The sequence below is a fragment of the Parvibaculum sp. genome, from assembly GCF_019635935.1.
GTDB lineage: Bacteria > Pseudomonadota > Alphaproteobacteria > Parvibaculales > Parvibaculaceae > Parvibaculum.
Genome location: NZ_JAHBYN010000001.1, coordinates 2,574,860 through 2,592,092, shown reverse-complemented (window position 1 = coordinate 2,592,092; position 17,233 = coordinate 2,574,860). Strand labels below are relative to the sequence as shown.

Here is a 17,233-nt window from a genome sequence, read left to right as displayed (position 1 = left end):
GGCTGTTCTCGTTGCCGAATGGGTTAGAGACACGAATGGCCCGGTTTGACACCGGGCCATGCTGTTAACGTGTTACTGACAGGCGAGGCATTCTTCGTAGTCGTTGGACTGCGCTTCGGCCGCCACCTGATCGAGCGTCATCACGTTGAGCTTTTTCGCCGGCACCAGCGAAACCACTTCGGCCTTTTCGGCGCGCTGGATCGACAGCGAGCGGCAGTAATAGAGGCTCTTCACGCCCTGCTTCCAGGCCAGAATATGGAGCTTGTTGAGGTCGCGCTTGTGCACGTCGGCGGCGAGGAAGAGGTTGACCGACTGCGCCTGATCGATCAGCGGCGCGCGGTCGCCCGCATGTTCGACGACCCAGCGCTGGTCGAGTTCGAAGGCGGTCTTGAAGACGTCCTTCTCGTCGTCCGACAGGAAATCGAGATGCTGCACCGAGCCGCCGCTGGTGACGATGGAGGACCATGTTTCGTCGTCGTTGCGGCCCTTCTGTTCCAGCAGTTTCGTCAGGTGACGGTTGCGGACGTTGAAGGAGCCCGAGAGCGTTTTATGCGTGAAAGAGTTCGCCGCGATCGGCTCGATGCCCGGCGAGGTGCCGCCGGTGATGATCGAGATTGACGCGGTGGGCGCAATCGCCGTCTTGTTGGAGAAGCGCTCGTTGAAGCCGTAATCCGCCGCGTCGGGACAGGCGCCCCGCTCTTCCGCCAGCTTTTTCGAGGCGGCGTCGACGCCTTCCTTGATGCGGGTGAACATGCGCTTGTTCCAGACCTTGGCCATGACGCCCTCGAAGGGGATCATGTTGGCCTGCAGGTAGGAGTGGAAGCCCATGACGCCGAGGCCGACCGAACGCTCGCGCATGGCGGCGTATTTGGCGCGGGCCATTTCGCCGGGCGCGCGGTCGATGAAATCCTGCAGCACATTGTCGAGGAAGCGCATCACGTCCTCGATGATGGTCGGGTGGTCCTGCCACTCGTTGTAGGTTTCGAGATTGAGCGAGGAGAGGCAGCAGACGGCCGTGCGCTGCTCGCCATGCTGATCGATGCCGGTCGGGAGCGTGATCTCGGCGCACAGGTTGGACGTTTTCACTTCGAGGCCGGCGAGCTTGTGGTGCTCGGGGCGCGCGTTGTTCACAGTGTCCTTGTAGATGATGTAGGGCTCGCCGGTTTCGATGCGCGAGGTCAGCAGGCGGATCCAGAGCGAGCGGGCCGAGACGGTTTTCTGGACCGTCTTGTCCTTGGGGCTCAGCAGCGCCCATTCGGCATCCGCCTCGACGGCGCGCATGAAGGCATCCGACACCAGCACGCCGTGATGCAGGTTCAGCGCCTTGCGGTTCGGGTCGCCGCCGGTCGGGCGGCGCATTTCCATGAATTCCTCGATCTCGGGGTGGTCGATCGGCAGATAGACCGCCGCCGAGCCGCGGCGCAGCGAACCCTGGCTGATGGCGAGCGTCAGCGAATCCATCACGCGGATGAAGGGGATGATGCCGCTGGTCTTGCCGTTGCCGCCGACGGTTTCGCCGATCGAGCGCAGATTGCCCCAATAGGAGCCGATGCCGCCGCCCTTGGCGGCGAGCCAGACATTCTCGTTCCAGAGGCCGACAATGCCATCAAGGCTGTCACTGGCTTCGTTGAGGAAGCAGGAAATCGGCAGGCCGCGCTGGGTGCCGCCATTCGACAGCACCGGCGTCGCCGGCATGAACCAGAGGCGGGAAATATAGTCGTAGAGGCGCTGCGCATGGGCCGTATCGCCCTTGTCGGCGTAAAACGAGGCCACGCGGGCGAACATGTCCTGATAGGACTCGCCCGGCATCAGATAGCGGTCGCGCAGCGTCGCCTTGCCGAATTCGGTCAGCAGCGCGTCGCGCGCATGATCGACCTTCACCCGGGGGCGCCCATCCAACTGGACGGCCTGATACTGCTCGCCGAAAACCATTTCCGGTTCGGCCTGGACGCGCGAACCGGCGCGCACGCGGTTGACCCGCGCATCGCCCGTAATCATTGCCGACAGGCCGGCCTCGACCTCACTCATGTCCACCGCTTTCGACGTGTCGTTCAGCATTCTTGTCCCCCGATTTGCCCTTATCGGCCGCACCCGACAGGCACAAAGTCACCGCCCCGGCGGCTGGATAAACCATCGCCGTCTCCCTGCCCCATACAGCGGGCAGAACTCAAAAGGTTCATGATTGCGCCGCCGCCTCGGTTCGAACCCCCAATGGGCAGAGCGCGTCCAGATATAGTAGCTGGCCGTGCCCCGAGGTCAATCGGTAGTATGAGCTACGCAGCAAAAAAATGGTAAACGGCGCCGGGCCGGGGTGGCGGCCGGGGAAATTTCCGTTGCATATTCAATGAGTTGATTCCGCCCTTCGCCACCCGAGGACAAGACCCCATGCCCGACGCGACACCCGAAGCGATGAGCCGCCGGACGCTCTATCCCGAGATCGAGCCCTACCGGACGGGGACGCTGAAAGTGTCCGATTTGCACAGCATCTATTTCGAGGAGTGCGGCAATCCGAAGGGCAAACCCGTTGTCATCGTGCATGGGGGCCCCGGCGGCGGCACCAACCCGACAATGCGGCGCACGCATAATCCGGACGCCTATCGAATCATCCTGTTCGACCAGCGCGGCTGCGGGAAGTCGACGCCGCATGCCGAGCTTGCCGAGAACACGACATGGGATCTCGTCGCCGACATGGAACGGTTGCGCGAACATCTGGGTCTTGAGCGCTGGCAGCTTTGCGGCGGCTCCTGGGGCTCGACGCTGGCGCTCGCCTATGCCGAGACGCACCCTGCCCGCGTTGCTGAAATCATCCTGCGCGGCATTTTCACGCTCCGGCCGCGCGAATTGCACTGGTTTTACCAGGAAGGCACCGACGCGCTCTTCCCCGATGCCTGGGAGGAATTCGTTGCCCCGATCCCTGTGCCTGAACGCGGCGACCTGATGGCCGCCTATTACAAGCGGCTGACCGGCGACAACGAGGCCGAGAAGCTCGCCTGCGCGCGGGCCTGGAGCATCTGGGAGGGGACGACGCTGTCGCTCTATTCCGACCCCGAACGCGTCAAGCGCTTCGCCGACGGGCACTTCGCCCTCGCCTTCGCGCGGATCGAATGCCACTACTTCATGAACAAGGGCTTTTTCGAGCCGCAGGACCAGCTGATCCGCGATGCAGGGCGGCTTGCCGGCATTCCCGGCGTCATCGCGCAGGGGCGCTACGACGTCGTGACGCCGATGTTCACGGCCTGGGAACTTTCGAAGGCCTGGCCCGGCGTCGAGCTCAACATCGTGGCCGATGCGGGCCACACGGCGACCGAACCCGGCATTGTCGATGTGATGGTCCGGGCGAGCGACCGGTTCGCGAAGGCGTGAGGACTGAGCGGCGGGCCCATGCACATTCTCTATCTCGTCAACGCGCTCGATTCCGGGCCCGGCGTGCTGCTGGACGAAGCGGCCCGCGCCGGCGCGGCGGCAACGCTGATCCATACGACCGAGGCGACGGACCTTGCGACCGGCGCGAAACGCGACGTGCCGGAAACGGCCGAGGGGTTCGACGGGCTGGTGGTGATGGGCGGCGTGATGGGCGTCTACGAGGAGGCGCGCTATCCCTTCATCGAAAAGACGCGGGCGCTGATCCGCGATTTTCACGGCGCGGAAAAGCCGGTGATGGGCGTCTGCCTCGGTTCGCAGCTGGTGGCGAGCGCCTTCGGCGCGCCGGTCTACCGGATGCGCGACAAGCTCGATACGCATGAGGAATGGGGCTTCCTGCCGCAAACATGGCTCGACGGGGCGGCGGCCGACCCATTGCTGAAGGATGCGCCGCAGGGGCTTTCGATCATGCAATGGCACGGCGATACGTTCGATATGCCGGATGGCGCGGTGCCGCTTTCGACGCGCGCGACCTGCCCCAGCCAGGCCTTTCGCATCGGCGCCCGCACCTATGCGTTCCAGTTTCACCTCGAGATGACGCGCGAGGGGCTCGACGGCTGGAGTGTCTTCCGCGCAAAAGCCGAAAAGAAGCCCCTGCCGGAAATCGAGGCGCTGATCGAACCGCAGATCGCGGCGCATCTTGGGCCGCAGGACGCGTTTGCGCGGCGCGTCATGCGGCGCTGGATGGCGTTCGCCTGAGTTTCAGAAATTCACACGCCGGGAGATCGCGCCATCGACCACGAGGTTCGTTCCCGTGGTGAAAGAAGATGCAGGGCTGGCGAGAAAGACCGTCGCATTCGCTATGTCCTGCGGCGTCGCCATGCGGCCGGTCGGATTGCGTTCCATCGCCTGCTTGAACGTGTCGGGCATGTGTTGCTCGATCATGTCCCAGACGCCACCCTTGAAATAGACGGTACCGGGCGAGATTGTGTTGACCCGCACATGCGCACCCGCGTGCTGACGCGCGAGGCCCTTGGCGTGATGGATTTGCGCCGCCTTCAACGCGCCATAGGAATTGGCGCCATCGCTTTCGGCCGCCGAGATCGATGAGATGAAGGTGGCCGAAGCATCGCCCGACTTCTTCGCCGCCTCGGTGAGGAAGGGCAGCGCCGCCTCGAAGGCGTTGACGGCGCCGAGCACGTCGATTTCGAAGCAGGCGCGCCAGGACTTTTCGTCGTTGCCGTTTTGAAGCGCGCTTGCATTGGCAACCAGAATGTCGAGGCCGCCCAACGCTTTTGCCGTGTCCGCGATCCATTTTTTCAGGGCCGCGCCGTCGGCGATGTCGGCGGTGCCGCCCAGCGCCTTGACGCCTTTTTTGGAGAGCGCGGCCACGGCCTCGTTCACCTGATCGGCGTTGCGGGCGCAGATGGCGACATCCGCGCCTTCCGCCGCCAGCGTCTCGGCGATGGCGCGGCCGATGCCGCGTGTGCCGCCAGTGACGATCGCCTTCTTGCCCCTGAGACCGAGATCCATGATGCGTTCCTTGTTTTGCTGGTTCCGTTGGCGGCACCTTAGAGTCGATCATCGTTTCGTGGAAACGATGATCGACTCTAAGCCCTTGTTTTGTCGCGTTTCCGGACGGTGACCCGCCACCTTTATCCCAAAGGTGGCACTTCACCTGGAAACGCTCTGGCGGGCACAACGCATCGGACCAAGGGCTCAGGAACGGGCGTTGTCGGCCAGGAACTGCTCACGGAGGAAGCGCAACATTTCAACAAGGCGCGTGCGCAACGTCGTCAGGGTGGTTTCGCGCGGCGGCGGATCGAGGTCGAGGCCGACCTGATGCACCGAACCGTCGCTCACCTGCATCGCGATCAGTTCGACGCCGCCGACCCGGGTGCGGGCGCCTTCCTTGACATCCTTGCCGAGCCGGGAGCGCATGAATTCCTCCAGCGTCAGCGGCCGCTCCTCGGGCTCGAAGGCCAGACCGTAGATGTCGGCAATGGAGGCGGCGCCGGCGCTCGCGTCCAGCACGAAGTCGATCATGCCGGCATCCTTCGCCTTGGCGCGCGATTTGCGGACGCCGAACAGCCGATCGAGCGTCGCCACCGCGTCGGCCGTCGTCAGCATCATCACGACATCGCCGGGCATGACACCCTCGTTGAGCCCTTCGGTGCGGACGATGCCGTCGCGCATCACCGAAATGACGCTGGTGCCCGCCGGCAGGGGCAGCCGCGTCATATGGCGGAGCGCCAGAATGCTCATCGGATCGACGGTATAGGCAACGACGCTCTTGCCCTTGCCCGCCGGAAGATCAAGCTCGACGCGGCGGCGCGGCGCGGCGCGCGGCGGCAACTCGACCTCGGCAAGGCGCGCGGCCCAGGACACGGTCCAGCCCTGCAGGATCAGCGAGGCCAGCACGATCACATAGACCACGCTGAACATCGTGTGGGCGCCCTCGACACCGGAGAGAATCGGAATGGTGCCAAGGAAGATCGGCACGGCACCGCGCAGGCCGACCCAGGAAACAAAAGCCGTCTCGCGCGGCGCGAAGCGATAGGGCAGGAGGCACAGAACCACCGCGACCGGACGGGCAACGACAATCAGCACCAGCGCGACGCCAAGCGCCGGCAGGAGCACCGGCAAAAGCGCCGAGGGTGTGACCAGCAGGCCCATCATCAGGAACATGCCGATCTGGGCGAGCCAGGCCATGCCGTCGGAAAAGCGCGCGATCTCGCTGGTCGCCCGGTGCGGATTGTTGCCGAGCGTGAAGCCGACCAGGTAGACCGCCAGAAAGCCGCTTGCGCCCACGCTCTGCGTCAACGCGAAGACCAGAAGCGCCAAGGCGCCGGCAAGGATCGGGTAGAGGCCGGCCGAAAGTTCCAGCCGGTTGACCGCGCGCAGCACGAAGGCGCCGCCGAGCAGGCCAAATATGATGCCGCCCGCCATCTGCCAGAGAAAATCCCAGAAGAAGTCGAGCGCCGATTCCCAACTGGCGATGGCCTGACCGTGAATGATGATCGTGACCAGCGCCAGGGTGAGAAAAATCGCCATCGGGTCGTTGACGCCCGACTCGACCTCGAGCGTGGCGGCCACACGCGATTTCAGGCGCAAGCCCCGCAGATGCAGCAGGAAAAACACCGCCGCCGCGTCGGTCGAACCTACAATGGCGCCGAGCAGCATCGCTTCGGCCCAGCCGAGCCCGAACAGGAACTTCGCCGCAAGTCCGGTGATCGCCGCGGTGAGCACGACACCGACAGTCGCCAGCAACACGGCGGGGCCGAAAGCGCGGGTCAGCGCCTCGCGGCTCGTCCGCAATCCGCCGTCGAACAGGATCAGGGCCAGCGCAAAGGAGCCGACGAGATAGGCGACCGAGAAATCGTGAAAGACAATGCCCCCCGGTCCGTCCTCGCCGGCCAGCATGCCGAAGGCCAGAAAGACCAGCAGCAAGGGTGCGCCGATCCGCGAGGAAAGGACGCCCGCAAAGATCGAGAAGGTGATCAGGGCGGCGGAAACCAGAATGATCTGGTTGGCGAAATCCATCGGCGACTCACTCCGGCTCCGGCATTTTTGCCGCGGCGGGCCTGAGGCGCTTCGCTCAAGGTTCCCCTACGTCAGACAATGGCCCGGAAAAATGGCAAGACAGCTACATGCTCGGATATAGTGTAGGACAAATAACAACCGGACCGCCGACAAAAAAGGGCGCGGAACCGACAAAAACGGGAGGATGAGATGGATCTCGCCATGCGGGCCGAAGATGTCGCGTTTCGCGACGAGGTCAGGGCGTTTCTTGCCGAGAACCTGACGGATGATCTGAAGGCGCATGCGCGCCTTACGCCCGGCATTCTGGCCGATCAGGATTTGCGCGTCGAATGGCTGAAGCGGCTTCACAAGCGCGGCTGGGCCGCGCCTGCCTGGCCCAAACAATATGGCGGCGCGGGCTGGAACGTGATGCAGCGCTTCATCTGGTCGTCGGAATGCGCGGCGGCCGGCGCGCCCGTCAGTTCCAACATGGGCCTCTCGATGGTCGGGCCCACGCTGATGGGCCACGGCACGGACGAGCAGAAGGCTTACTACCTGCCGCGCATCCTCGCCGGCGAAGACTGGTGGTGCCAGGGCTATTCGGAGCCGGGCTCGGGATCGGACCTCGCCAGCCTGCAATGCCGCGCCACCTCCGACGGCGACGACTACATCATCAACGGCACCAAGCTCTGGACCACCGGCGCGCATCAGTCGAACAAGATGTTCTGCCTCGTCCGCACGGACCCCAACGCGGCGAAGAAGCAGGAAGGGATTTCCTTCATCCTGATCGACGATTTCCAGGCCAAGGGGATCAAGGTCGACCCGATCATCACGCTGGCGGGCGACCATGAAGTGAACCAGGTTTTCTTCGACGATGTGCGTGTGCCGAAGAAAAACCGCGTGGGCGCCGAGAACAATGGCTGGACGGTTGCCAAATACCTGCTCGAATTCGAACGCGGCGGCGCGGCGCATGGCGCCAATCTGCGCAATGCGCTCAACAAGCTTCGCGTGGTGGCGGGCACCGAACATGCGGGCGACGGCTCGAAGCTGATCGACGATCCGGCGTTTCGGCGCAAGCTCGATGAGACGGAAGTGGAAGTGACGGCGGTCGAATTCACCGAGCACCGCATCATGTCGCAGCTTTCCAACGGGCAGAATCCGGGCGCGGCGGCTTCCATCATCAAATTGCGCGGCGCCGACACCAACCAGAAGATCACCGAGCTCGGCGTCGAGGCGATCGCCTATTACGTCCAGCCGGACGTGATTGAGGCGCGTACATGGGGTTCGAACACCAAGCCCGTCGGGCCCGACCACACGCTGATGGTGATGCCGAAATATCTCAACACGCGGGCGCAGACGATTTTCGGCGGCTCGAACGAGGTTCAGCGCAACATCATGGCCAAGGCCGTGCTGGGGCTTTGATCTCCGGCACCCGCAGGTCGCAACGCAAAGAAGCAGAACGATGAATCTCGATCTCACGCCCGCCGATGCGGCCTTTCGCGACGAAGTGCGCGCTTTTCTCGACGAGAACCTGACGCCGGAACTCGCCGAGGCGGGGCGGCTGACGACATCGGTTTTCACCGACCGGGAATGGAACCTTGCCTGGCAGAAGGTGCTCTACAAGAAGGGCTGGGTGGCGCCGAGCTGGCCGGTCGAATATGGCGGCACCGGCTGGAGCGAGATGCAGAAATATATCTGGACCTCGGAATGCACGCGCGCCGGCACGCCCGGTCTCTCGCCGATGGGGCTTCGCATGTGCGGGCCGATGCTGATGAAGTTCGGCACGCCCGAGCAGAAGGCCTTTTACCTGCCGCGTATTCTTTCCGGCGAGGACTACTGGTGCCAGGGCTATTCGGAGCCGGGCTCGGGCTCCGACCTTGCCTCGCTGCAGCTGAAGGCGGTGAGCGACGGCGACGATTATGTGCTGAACGGCACCAAGATCTGGACCACGCATGCGCATTTCGCCAATCGCATGTTCTGCCTTGTGCGCACCGACGCAAGCGGCAAGCCGCAACAGGGCATCACTTTCCTGCTGCTCGACATGGACACGCCGGGCATCAAGGTCGAACCGATCATCACGCTGGCCGGCGAGCATGAGGTGAACCAGGTTTTCTTCGACGATGTGCGCGTGCCGAAGAAGAACATCGTCGGCGAGGAGAACCAGGGCTGGACGGTGGCGAAATATCTGCTCGAATTCGAACGCGGCGGCGCCTTCGCGGCGTCACTCGAAGTCGGCATCGAAAAAATCCGCGAAGTAGCGGCGAGCGAACGCGCCGGCGACGGTAAGCGGCTGATCGACGACGCAACATTCGCGCGCAAGATCGCCGAAGCGGAAATCGAGGTGAAGGCGATGGAGATGACCGAGCACCGCGTGATGGCGGAGCTCGCCGGCGGCAAAAACCCCGGCCCCGCCTCCTCGATGCTGAAAACGCGCGGCACCGAGATGCGCCAGCGCCTCGACGAAATCGCCGTCGAGACCATCGCCTATTATTCCGGCGTCGAGCAGCGCGACGCACGGGCGCCCGGATCGAATGTCGCGCCCGTGGGCCCGGCGGACGGCATGGTTTTCATGCCGACCTATCTCAACAATCGCGCGGCCTCCATCTATGGCGGCTCGAACGAGGTTCAGCGCGGCATCATGGCGAAGCTGGTGCTGGGACTTTAGCGGCGTTAGAGACCGCTGCGCCTAGGCGGCCTTGAACCTGGCCAGAACATGCGGCAATCGAAGCGCGATCCAGGCGGCAGTGATGACATTGCCGAGCAGGAGAATGGCGATGCCCCACAACACGCCGTTCCTCCGCTCCGGTTCAAGCAGGACGACAAGCCCTGCCACCAACACGAATCCTAGATACAGATCGGCCAGCGTCACCACGCCCCAGGGTTCCGCCAGCATCAGTGCCAGGACCGGCACCACGGAACCGCCCGCGACAAATCCCCAGATGATGGCCACCGCAAAAGCAAGGCCGAGAACCGCCGACAAGATGCGAAAGACGATCATCTAGTCGCCTCCCTTCAAGTCGCGCGCGATCAGCAGCGTTGTCGTCTGGGTGAAGATCGTCTCATCGTTCTGGTTCATCAGGATGTGGCAGTTCTTGACGACGCCGCGGTCGGGTTTTGACGATGAAGGCTTCGTCTCGATACATTCGATGACGAGACGGAGCGTGTCGCCCAGTTTCGCGGCTTTCAGGAACCGCACCTCGTCATAACCCAGCGCGCCAATGACGGCGGTTTCTTCGGGCAGGCGCGCGGCGAGGAAAAGCACCACGGCCTGGATATGCGTGCCGCAGGCGGTCAGCGTTCCGTAGATCGATTTCGCGGCGGCGGTCTCATCGACATGGAAGGGTTGCGGATCCCACTTCTTGGCGAAGGAGACGATCTCGTCCTTCGTCATTTCGTAAGTCGCCGGGATGTCGTGCCGCTCGCCCACAACAAAATCGTCGAAGTAACGCATCGCTCTCCTCCAAAGCAAAGGGCCCGCGCGTTTCCACGCGGGCCCGAAGCATAGACCGCGAAGTCGCTTATGCGAATTCGAAGAGACCGGCAGCACCCATGCCGCCACCGATGCACATGGTGACGACGCCGTATTTGACGTTCTGGCCGGCCTGCTTGCGGCGGCGGCCTTCGAGCAGGATGTGGCCGGTGCAGCGCGCGCCGGTCATGCCGAAGGGGTGGCCGATGGCGATGGAGCCGCCATTGACATTGTACTTCTCGGGGTCGATGCCGAGACGGTCGCGGCTGTAGAGGCACTGGCTCGCGAAGGCTTCGTTCAGTTCCCAGAGGTCGATGTCGTCGACCTTGAGGCCGTGGCGCTCGAGCAGGCGCGGCACGGCGAAGACCGGGCCGATGCCCATTTCGTCGGGCTCGCAACCGGCGACGGCGAAGCCGCGGAAGATGCCGAGAATGTCGGAGCCGTTCTTTTCGGCTTCCTTGCGCTCCATCAGCACGACGGCGGCAGCGCCGTCCGAAAGCTGCGAGGCATTGCCGGCGGTCACGTATTTGCCTTCCTTCACCTTCTGGCCGTTCTTGAAAACCGGCTTCAGCGAGGAGAGGCCTTCAAGCGTCGTCTCGGGACGGTTGCACTCGTCCTTGTCGACCGTGTAGTCGACCAGCGATTCCTCGCCCGTCTCCTTGTTGACGACCTTCATCTTGGTTTTCATCGGGACGATTTCGTCCTTGAAGATACCGCCCTGCTGCGCGGCGGCGATGCGCTGCTGGCTGCGGAACGAGTATTCGTCCTGATATTCGCGGCTGACATTGTAGCGCTCGGCAACGATTTCGGCGGTCTCGATCATCGCCATCCAGAGCTCGGGCTTTTCCTGCATCAGCTTTTCTTCGGTCAAGCGGTTGTAGTTCTGACCGCCCATCTGCACGAGCGAGATCGACTCGACGCCCGCGCCAACCATGACCGGCACGCCTTCGTTGACGATGCGGCCGGCGGCCATCGCGATGGTCTGCAGGCCCGAGGAGCAGAAACGGTTGACCGTGGTGCCCGACGTCGTGACCGGGCAGCCGGCCCAGATCGCCGCGAGGCGGCCGACATTCATTCCGGTCGCGCCTTCCGGGGCGCCGCAGCCCATGATGACGTCTTCGACCTTCGCCGGGTCGATCTTGGCGCGCTCGATGGCGTGCTTGATCGCGTGGCCGGCCATGGCCGCGCCATGGGTGTTGTTGAAACCGCCGCGGCCGGCCTTGGCAAGGCCGGTGCGGGCGGTGGACACGATGACTGCTTCTCTGGACATGGACGGTCTCCCGAGGGGGTTGATCAGGCTTTATTGGATGCCCGGTTGCGAATGGCGGCCGGCCCGGCGTTTTTGCCCGCCTTTTTGAGGGGGTCCGGCGCTTTGAGGCGCACCATAAACGCCTTGCCGACCCCTTCAAAGCGGAATCTCGGGCCGATTCCGTAGCGTTTGCGAGGCTTTCCTGTCGGATTTTGAACAGGCAGGCGGCACAGCGCCTGCCTCATTCCCGCCTTGAAAATTCCCCGTAAGCGCCGCTTGCGCTCCCGGCTCGGGCCACATTCGGGGGCCATGTTGGCCCCATCGAAACGGCCGCAGGATGCGGCGCATCGTGCAAAGGGGACAAGACCATGAAACGGCTGATGATCGTCACGGCTCTCGGTTTCACCACCGCCATCGGCGCGGCGCTGGCCGCGAAGACGGCGGTTGCTTCCGACCCCATGCCGCTGCCGCGCCCCGCAATCGAGAACACAGCGGCCGACGCCGCCACGGGGATCGAGACGCGCATGATCCTTGTCAGCGCCATTGACCCCGCCGCCTCGCGCGCATCCGGCTACGGCATCGACGATACAAAGCGCATCACCTTCCCCGTTTATTTCGCCGAAGGCCGCACCCAGCCGGGCGCGGATGCGCGGACGGTGCTGCGCGCTGTCGCCGAGGAAATCACCTATCGCGGCCTCACCGACATCACGGTCGCGCCCTCGCCCGCGATCATGCGCGCCGATTATGAAACGCAGGAAGCGGCCGAACGCCGCGCCGCCGCCGTCGCCGAAACGCTGATGGAAAACGGCGTGCCCGAGCGCTGGATCGCCATCCAGCCCGGCCTCGCATCCGACGTCTAAGAAGGTTCCTCCGCGGCGGTTTGTCCCTCACAAGCCGCCGCATTCCTCGAAAGGTCCGGCGTCGCCCCTCCCTCACCCCACCCCCACCGGGGGGCGGCGCCGGGCCCTTCACCCTTCCCCTAGAATATTTACGGCGGCATCCCGAACGGGCGAGCCGCCGTTCTTGTTTCCGCGCGCCTGAGCGTCTAGATAAAGCCCCATTGGTATCCCCTCACCTTCCGGTCGCTTACATGAGCCTGTCCCCCGTCGATACGAGCGGCTTCGGCGCCTATGCCGGGCCGGTGCTGCGCGCCGAAAGCGGCGGCGCTTTTGAATTCGAAATCGAAGATCGTCACCTCAACGGCGCCGACCGGCTGCATGGCGGGATGATGATGGCGCTTGCCTCCATCGTGCTCGGGCAGGTGGCGAAGGAAACCGCGGGCGCCAAGGCGCCGGACGCGCAGGCAAAGCCGCTGTCGCTCAATTGCGATTTCGTCAGCGCCGGCGAGCGCGGCGATAAGGTCGAGGGCCGTGCACACGTGACGCGGGCGACGCGGACGGTGCTCTTCATCTCGGGCGAGCTGCGCGTCGGGACGCGCATCCTGATGACGGCGACCGGCGTCTACGCGATCAGGGAACAGGACGCGGCGTGAGCGATCCTCTGCCCTCGCCCGCGAACGTGACGCCGCCCGAGGGCTGGCGCGTTTCGGCGCTGCACGATCCATTCGAGGCTTATGTCGGGCCGCTGTTCGAACGAACGGACAGCGACGGTGCGCGCCTGTTTTCCTTCATTGCCGATGCGCGGCATGTCGACGAAACGGGCGCCGTGCATGAAGGCATGTTGATGACCTTTGCCGATGCGTTTCTCGGCGGCGCGGCCAATCGCGCGGCGGGCGGCGACTGCGTGACGCTGAGCATGCAGGCGAGCTTTCTTGCCGAAGCGCGTGCGGGCGACCTTATCGAATGCCGGACGCAGGTCGACCGCGTCACGCGCGCCGTCGTGTTCGTTTCCGGGCGGTTCTCGGTCGGCGGCGCCGATGTCGCGACCGCGACGAGCCTGTGGAAAGTGCTCGGCGCGCGCTGACGGCCGGCGCCTTCTTTGCGGCTGGACAATGCCCGCGCGAGCGGCTTTGCTAGGGCCCAACAGACTTCAAAAAAGCCAAGGGAGGAGCCAGAAATGGCCATCAATTACGACGTGCTGATGGGGCTGAAAGCCTCGGGCCAGGAATTCAGCTATGGCGACCGCGAGACGATGCTCTATGCGCTCGGTGTCGGTTTCGGGCGCGACCCGATGGACGAAAAGGAATTGCCGTTCGTCTATGAGAAGAATCTGAAAACCGTGCCGACGCTGGCGACCGTGATTTCATGGGGCGCGGGCGCCATCGGCGACAGCGGTATCAATTATGCGATGGTCGTGCATGGCGAGCAGAAGCTGAAGCTCTACAAGCCTTTGCCGGTGGCCGCGCAGATCGTGACCGACAGCCGCGTCGTCGGCGCCTGGGACAAGGGCGAAGGCAAGGGCGCGATCATCGTTACCGAAACCAGCATCAACGAGAAGAAGAGCGGCGACAAACTCTGCACGCTGACATCGACGATCTTCGCGCGCGGCGACGGCGGCTTCGGCGGACCGCGCGAAGGCGCACCGCAACCGCATGCGTTGCCCGAACGCGAACCGGACATGAGCGTCGACGCCGAAACCCTTCCGGGACAGGCGCTTCTCTATCGACTTTCCGGCGACCGCAACCCGCTGCACTCCGATCCCGAATTCGCCAAGGCGGTCGGCTTCCCGAAGCCGATCCTGCACGGGCTTTGCACCTACGGCACCTGCTGCCGCGCGATCATTTCGAAGGCGCTCGACTACGATCCGACGCAGATCACCGGCTTCGATGTGCGCTTTTCGGCGCCGGTTTTTCCCGGCGACACGATCACCGTCGACCTCTGGAAGGACAAGGGCGTCATCTCGTTCCGGGCGCGGGTCAAGGCGCGCGACGCGGTCGTCATCAACAATGGCAAGTGTACGCTCAAGGGGTAAAACGGCGACTCTGTCATCGACCTGTCAAAAAACTGTCACGAATTCTCGCGCGCCACTTGCGAGGGGTGCGGGACGGGCGCATAAATCCGGACGCCGGGCGGGGATAACTCCGTCCGGCGTTTTCGTGGGCGCCTCGTAAAAATGATATCCCCGCTTCTGGATACCCCGGCCGACGGGGACAGTATTCCCGACGCCGCCCCGCCGCCCGCCGCGGAAGATATACCGTTGGCGGACGATCCTCTGGCGCGGATGGAAGCGCTGATGGCGGAAGGCGCGCGGGAGGCCGCGATCGCCCATGCCGAGGCCGAAGCGGCAAGCTGGACGGCGGGCCGCCGGACACCCGGTCTTGCCGCGGCGCTGGCGCGCTGCCTGATCGACATGGGCGAAGCTGAAAATGCCATCGAGCTGATCGCGCCGCTGGTCGAGGACGGCAGCGCCGGAACGGGCGCGCTGATCGCCATGGCCCGGGCGCTCGGGCTTTGCGGGCGGCATCAAGAGGCGCTGTCGCTGCTGACCGAGGCAAGCTTTCTCGACGGACGTTCGGCCGAGGTCTTGCTGGCGCTCGGCAATGCACGGCTTGCCGCCGACGACGTGCCGCGCGCGATCGGCGATTTCGAACGTGTGCTCCGGCTGGCGACCGGCGACACGGCAGCGGAGCGCGCGGCGCTGGCGGAGGCGCATTTCTGCCTCGGCGAGACCTGGAGCGCGATGGACGAGACGGCGCGGGCGGCGCGACATTTCCGCGCCTCGCTACAATGCGACCCCGCCGACCGGCGCGGCGCCACGATCCGCCTGGCCGAGATGGATGCGGCCGGACCTCCGAAACGCGCCAGCGCCGCCTATGTGCGGGCACTGTTCGACGGCTATGCACCGCGCTACGACGCGCATATGACGGGATCGCTTGCCTATATGGGGCCGGCGGCCTTGCGCGCCGCGGCCGAGGCGGCCGGACTGTCCGCCGACGGACGATATGCGGCGATCGATCTGGGTTGCGGCACGGGGTTGTCGGGCGCGGCGTTCCGGCCGTTCTGCCGGTCGCTTACGGGCGTCGATCTCAGCCCGCGCATGACGGCAGCGGCGCAGGCCGGCGGCCACTACGACGCGATCGTCACCGGCGACCTGCTGACGGCGCTGGCGGATGGCGCGGATGCGCGCTTCGACCTCGCCATTGCCTGCGATACGCTGATTTATCTTGGCGATCTCGCGCCGTTTTTTTCAAGCCTCGCCACCGCTCTCGCGCGCGGCGGCTGGTTCGTTTTCTCGACCGAGAAATCGGAAACCGCGGATGCCGGCTACGAGATCGGACCGGCGCGGCGCTTTCGTCACACCGAGGCTTACCTGCGCGAAATGGCTCAAGCGCATGGCTTCGAGGCCGTGTCGCTCAGTGTCGCGGCGCTTCGGACCGAAAAGCGGCAGCCGGTTGAAAGTTTCGTCGGCACGATGCGGCGGATGTGAAGCCCCGAAAAAGGGAGCCCTGCGGACTTCCGGCATGTGGAAAAGCTCGCTATTCTGCCGATATTCGCGGGGGAGATGCTTTTGATGACACGAATTTTCGCGCTCGCCGTCTGGGTGGCGTTCTGGGCCGCCGCCGGGGGAACGGCGCAGGCCGCCTGCGAGGCGGGTGGGCTGCTGGCAACATGCCCGGACGATTTCGCCTATGAGCGACCGGGCGGCACGGAAGAGGCGTATCAACGCCTTGACGGCGGCGGCTTCGGCGGACCGCCTGCCGGGGGCGCGCAACAATTCTCGATCGGCGATACGACGGTGACGCTCGGCCAATCGGAGACGAACGAGCAGCCCTGGAACGCCTTCAACCGGAAGACGGGCGATGCCACCGATTTCAAGCGCGAGGACGAGGCGCGCAGCGGCGACCTGAACCCGCTCAACAAGGTTTGCGGTGCGGATGGCTGCCGCTAGGCGGCTTGCCGCGCTGATGCTGGCGGCGGCGATGTGTGCCGCGGCGCCGGCGGCGGGTGTGCCGGTGTGGGAGCCGGGCGACCCGCTGCCCGACATGGCGCCCGACGCGACGGTTGAAGCGACCCTCGGGGCTCTACCGGCAATACCGATGGCGCGGCCGGACAGCGCCGGGCGCGCCGGGACGCGCCCCGCGCAAGCAGCGCAGGCTGAGCGCCGGCCGGAGACGACGCCGGATGTGGCGGATTTTCTGTGCGCCCGCGCGCCGGAGGGCACGACCGTCCCGGTGCCGCCGCCTTTCGACGGCTGGCTGGTGCGGGTTTGCGCGGAGCAAGGTCAGGCGCTTGTGCCGGTGAGCGGCGAGGCATGGGTGGCGCATGGTTCGGCCGACCCGATTTCGATTCTCGCGCTGGCGCCCGGCGCGACGCCGCCCGGCGACGCGGGGCTCGATCCGCGCTACGACATCCGCTTTACGGCGTTTGCCGGCGAGGAGGCAACGGAAGCACGGCGCGCGCGGGCCGATGCGCTGCTCGCCGCCGCAACCTCCAACGGCGCGCGGCTACCGGCCTACGACGCGGTCTGGCAGCTCGACGCGCAGAGCAATATCGCGCTGCCGGGCGAGACGGAGGGCGCGCGCTACAATCTGTTTTTCTATGTGGCGGGGACGCGGCCACGCCACATCATCGCCTGTCTCGACGCGTGCCGGCAGGCGCTCTATCTGGACGTGCTGAACGGCGTGGAGGCGGCGGAGGTGCTCAAGCGGTGAGGCGCGGGTAAATTGACATGAAATGTGCCGATAGTTAGAAGCGTCGGCAGATGCCGCTCCCCCTCACCCTTCCCACCTGCGC

At 65.0% G+C, this 17,233-nt stretch carries 18 protein-coding genes; 11 read left to right on the top strand and 7 right to left on the bottom strand.

Annotated features, from left to right (window positions below; translation table 11 throughout):
• Positions 1-72: 72 nt before the first annotated feature.
• On the bottom strand, positions 73-2,058 hold the full coding sequence (locus tag KF719_RS12795) for a ribonucleoside-diphosphate reductase subunit alpha (RefSeq protein ID WP_293509092.1): 1,986 nt from the start codon (positions 2,056-2,058) through the stop codon (positions 73-75).
• Between the two features lie 351 nt (positions 2,059-2,409).
• Here KF719_RS12795 and pip point away from each other — a divergent pair, with 351 nt between their 5' ends.
• Together pip and KF719_RS12785 are read left to right on the top strand one after the other, a co-directional pair.
• A complete protein-coding gene (gene pip, locus KF719_RS12790; protein ID WP_293510657.1) occupies positions 2,410-3,363 on the top strand; it encodes a prolyl aminopeptidase in 954 nt (317 codons plus the stop codon).
• A gap of 18 nt (positions 3,364-3,381) precedes the next feature.
• Positions 3,382-4,119 carry a type 1 glutamine amidotransferase gene (locus KF719_RS12785; RefSeq protein WP_293509091.1) on the top strand — a complete coding sequence of 246 codons (738 nt, stop codon included), beginning with the start codon at positions 3,382-3,384 and terminating at the stop codon, positions 4,117-4,119.
• Between the two features lie 3 nt (positions 4,120-4,122).
• Here the strand turns inward: KF719_RS12785 and KF719_RS12780 are convergent, their stop codons facing one another.
• Positions 4,123-4,893 carry an SDR family oxidoreductase gene (locus tag KF719_RS12780; RefSeq protein ID WP_293509090.1) on the bottom strand — a complete coding sequence of 257 codons (771 nt, stop codon included), beginning with the start codon at positions 4,891-4,893 and terminating at the stop codon, positions 4,123-4,125.
• 186 nt (positions 4,894-5,079) lie between these two features.
• Positions 5,080-6,903: a potassium/proton antiporter gene (locus tag KF719_RS12775; protein WP_293509089.1), complete on the bottom strand. Its 1,824-nt coding sequence runs from the start codon at positions 6,901-6,903 to the stop codon at positions 5,080-5,082.
• Between the two features lie 189 nt (positions 6,904-7,092).
• Between KF719_RS12775 and KF719_RS12770 the strand changes: the two genes are divergently transcribed.
• Together KF719_RS12770 and KF719_RS12765 are read left to right on the top strand one after the other, a co-directional pair.
• Positions 7,093-8,304 (top strand): acyl-CoA dehydrogenase family protein, encoded by a 1,212-nt coding sequence (locus KF719_RS12770; RefSeq protein ID WP_293509088.1) that lies wholly within the window; start codon positions 7,093-7,095, stop codon positions 8,302-8,304.
• 40 nt (positions 8,305-8,344) lie between these two features.
• Positions 8,345-9,547 carry an acyl-CoA dehydrogenase family protein gene (locus tag KF719_RS12765; RefSeq protein WP_293509087.1) on the top strand — a complete coding sequence of 401 codons (1,203 nt, stop codon included), beginning with the start codon at positions 8,345-8,347 and terminating at the stop codon, positions 9,545-9,547.
• Between the two features lie 21 nt (positions 9,548-9,568).
• Here the strand turns inward: KF719_RS12765 and KF719_RS12760 are convergent, their stop codons facing one another.
• The 4 genes from KF719_RS12760 to KF719_RS12745 all read right to left on the bottom strand — a co-directional run bounded on the left by KF719_RS12760 (position 9,569) and on the right by KF719_RS12745 (position 11,845).
• Positions 9,569-9,880, bottom strand: a complete 312-nt coding sequence (locus KF719_RS12760) for a hypothetical protein (RefSeq protein WP_293509086.1) — start codon at positions 9,878-9,880, stop codon at positions 9,569-9,571.
• Complete coding sequence (locus KF719_RS12755) at positions 9,881-10,333, bottom strand: MaoC/PaaZ C-terminal domain-containing protein (protein ID WP_293509085.1); 453 nt, start codon at positions 10,331-10,333, stop codon at positions 9,881-9,883.
• A 67-nt stretch (positions 10,334-10,400) separates the two neighbouring features.
• Positions 10,401-11,621, bottom strand: coding sequence for an acetyl-CoA C-acyltransferase (locus KF719_RS12750; RefSeq protein ID WP_293509084.1), 1,221 nt, complete (start codon positions 11,619-11,621; stop codon positions 10,401-10,403).
• A 23-nt stretch (positions 11,622-11,644) separates the two neighbouring features.
• The gene (locus tag KF719_RS12745) at positions 11,645-11,845 is read right to left on the bottom strand and encodes a hypothetical protein (protein WP_293509083.1); all 201 of its coding nucleotides are present in this window, start codon (positions 11,843-11,845) and stop codon (positions 11,645-11,647) included.
• Between the two features lie 123 nt (positions 11,846-11,968).
• On the opposite strand from KF719_RS12745, the gene KF719_RS12740 reads away from it, so the two are divergent.
• The 7 genes from KF719_RS12740 to KF719_RS12710 all read left to right on the top strand — a co-directional run bounded on the left by KF719_RS12740 (position 11,969) and on the right by KF719_RS12710 (position 17,151).
• Positions 11,969-12,460, top strand: a complete 492-nt coding sequence (locus KF719_RS12740; RefSeq protein ID WP_293509082.1) for a hypothetical protein — start codon at positions 11,969-11,971, stop codon at positions 12,458-12,460.
• Between the two features lie 230 nt (positions 12,461-12,690).
• Complete coding sequence (locus tag KF719_RS12735; protein ID WP_293509081.1) at positions 12,691-13,092, top strand: PaaI family thioesterase; 402 nt, start codon at positions 12,691-12,693, stop codon at positions 13,090-13,092.
• A complete protein-coding gene (locus KF719_RS12730) occupies positions 13,089-13,523 on the top strand; it encodes a PaaI family thioesterase (RefSeq protein WP_293509080.1) in 435 nt (144 codons plus the stop codon). Before KF719_RS12735 ends, KF719_RS12730 begins: the two co-directional genes overlap by 4 nt.
• 93 nt (positions 13,524-13,616) lie before the next feature.
• Entirely contained in the window at positions 13,617-14,471 is an 855-nt protein-coding gene (locus tag KF719_RS12725; RefSeq protein WP_293509079.1) for a MaoC/PaaZ C-terminal domain-containing protein, read from the top strand.
• A 225-nt stretch (positions 14,472-14,696) separates the two neighbouring features.
• Positions 14,697-15,926 (top strand): methyltransferase domain-containing protein, encoded by a 1,230-nt coding sequence (locus KF719_RS12720; RefSeq protein WP_293509078.1) that lies wholly within the window; start codon positions 14,697-14,699, stop codon positions 15,924-15,926.
• An 84-nt stretch (positions 15,927-16,010) separates the two neighbouring features.
• Positions 16,011-16,388: a hypothetical protein gene (locus tag KF719_RS12715; protein WP_293509077.1), complete on the top strand. Its 378-nt coding sequence runs from the start codon at positions 16,011-16,013 to the stop codon at positions 16,386-16,388.
• On the top strand, positions 16,375-17,151 hold the full coding sequence (locus KF719_RS12710) for a hypothetical protein (RefSeq protein WP_293509076.1): 777 nt from the start codon (positions 16,375-16,377) through the stop codon (positions 17,149-17,151). The genes KF719_RS12715 and KF719_RS12710 overlap by 14 nt, the downstream gene beginning before the upstream one ends.
• The last annotated feature ends 82 nt before the right edge of the window (positions 17,152-17,233 follow it).